2 protein-coding genes are annotated in these 1,450 nt (G+C 59.6%); both read right to left on the minus strand.

Annotation, left to right across the window (positions count from 1 at the left end; genetic code table 11):
• Positions 1 to 219: 219 nt before the first annotated feature.
• Positions 220 to 399, minus strand: coding sequence for a hypothetical protein (locus CK944_RS22080; protein ID WP_103175174.1), 180 nt, complete (start codon positions 397 to 399; stop codon positions 220 to 222).
• Positions 392 to 556 (minus strand): hypothetical protein, encoded by a 165-nt coding sequence (locus CK944_RS23510; protein WP_158248136.1) that lies wholly within the window; start codon positions 554 to 556, stop codon positions 392 to 394. Before CK944_RS23510 ends, CK944_RS22080 begins: the two co-directional genes overlap by 8 nt.
• Positions 557 to 1,450: the final 894 nt, after the last annotated feature.

A 1,450-nucleotide genomic window follows, 5' to 3' on the forward strand; every position in this document is an offset into this window, starting at 1 on the left:
GGGGTCGAGAATGTCCGCAAGCCGGTCACCGAGGCCCGCTTGATGGCAGCGCTCGAAAAGGCGCTTTCGTAGGAAAGAGTGCCCGGAGCATTGCACCCAGGCCGAGGTGTATTCCGTCTGGCAGCTGCGGCCTAGGACCATCAGGCCCTTACCAAGCTTCTCCTGCCATGTGCCGCACGTTCATATCGTATCGTATCGTCGTATCGTCTCGCTCGGGCGTCAGTGAGGATGATCGTCTTGCCAGGGCGTCATGTTTCCCGCCTGCACGATCTCCACCGTTCTCACGGCAATCTCCGTGGCGGCCTCCTCCGTCAGCCCGGCCTCCGCGCAAGCCTGCAAGACCGCCTCGAACAGGGTGCCATACCCTTCGCGGACGTGCCGGTCCATGTTCCTAGTCATCGGGATCCCTCCTGGGGTGGGCCTTCGCCCGCAACGCCACTGCACGTCGCGCCATGTCCTGGCCTTCGACATCGGACATGCCCATCGAGTTGCACGCGAACCTGACGCGGGCGGCGACAACCTCATCCGATTGCTGGTCTTCTGCGGTTTCCGTCATGATACGCCCTTTCATGGCTGAGCGCTCACCTGATCATGGCAGCCCCATCAATGCAAATCACCACAGGAAGATGACCTGGGGTCTGGGTTGGCTGGTCCGCCGCCAGGTCAGTCACACGCCTTCCAAGGAGCAGCAGGCGCTGCCCCCTGAGATCTCACGATTCCAAGTCATGATCTTTGCCATCTGCCTATTGCGGGAGAGAAAACATAGCCATGGAACAGGAATGACCCGTGGAAGTTGAATCCCCCGTGCCGGCGGAACCTGACGGAGCGGAACACATGATCACTCACGGCGAGGCTGTCCGACTGAGGGACGAACGCCTGGTCCGGGCTGTCAAGAGCGCGGAGGAGGCGAGTGGCTTTCGGACCGGGATCCGATATTCCAAGCGGGGTCGCCATCTGGTCCAGGTGTCGCTTGTTCCCCGAAGACATTGGTGGATCTGCGATCTGGATGACGAGGGCAGGCTCTTCAACTGCCGGATCATGACCGCAGAGGATTACGCCCGGATGAGTGAGAGGCCTCGCCACTGACGTGCCTCGGGCTTCCTGATTGCCTTGGGCTACGGAGGACCGTCCAGAACGACGGGGCCAGGGCAGTTGACCAGACATCCTGATCGGCGCGGCTTCCCGTATCAGCCTCGCCGTGCCTTGCGGGCCGCGTAACGCTGGTCGCGCATGGCCTCATCGCAATAAACTTGCGCACGAAGGCGGCGTCAGGATGTCCAGCTTTTACATCGACAAACAGAAAAAGAGAAATATCATCCTCCTGAAAGGGCATACGGTTCAAAGGCCCTTTGCTTGATCGCGTTCGCAAAGGACGCCAAGAAAAAGCAAAAACAATCACCAACAGGAGGGAAGGATNCAGCTTTTACATCGACAAACAGAAAAAGAGAAA

The organism is Paracoccus sp. SY (assembly GCF_002901215.1).
GTDB lineage: Bacteria > Pseudomonadota > Alphaproteobacteria > Rhodobacterales > Rhodobacteraceae > Paracoccus > Paracoccus acridae.

What these genes read in the sequence shown, in the direction of transcription:
- CK944_RS22080 (WP_103175174.1), bottom strand. Translation starts at nt 399, where the DNA reads ATGACTAGGAACATGGACCGGCACGTCCGCGAAGGGTATGGCACCCTG.
- CK944_RS23510 (WP_158248136.1), bottom strand. Translation starts at nt 556, where the DNA reads ATGACGGAAACCGCAGAAGACCAGCAATCGGATGAGGTTGTCGCCGCC.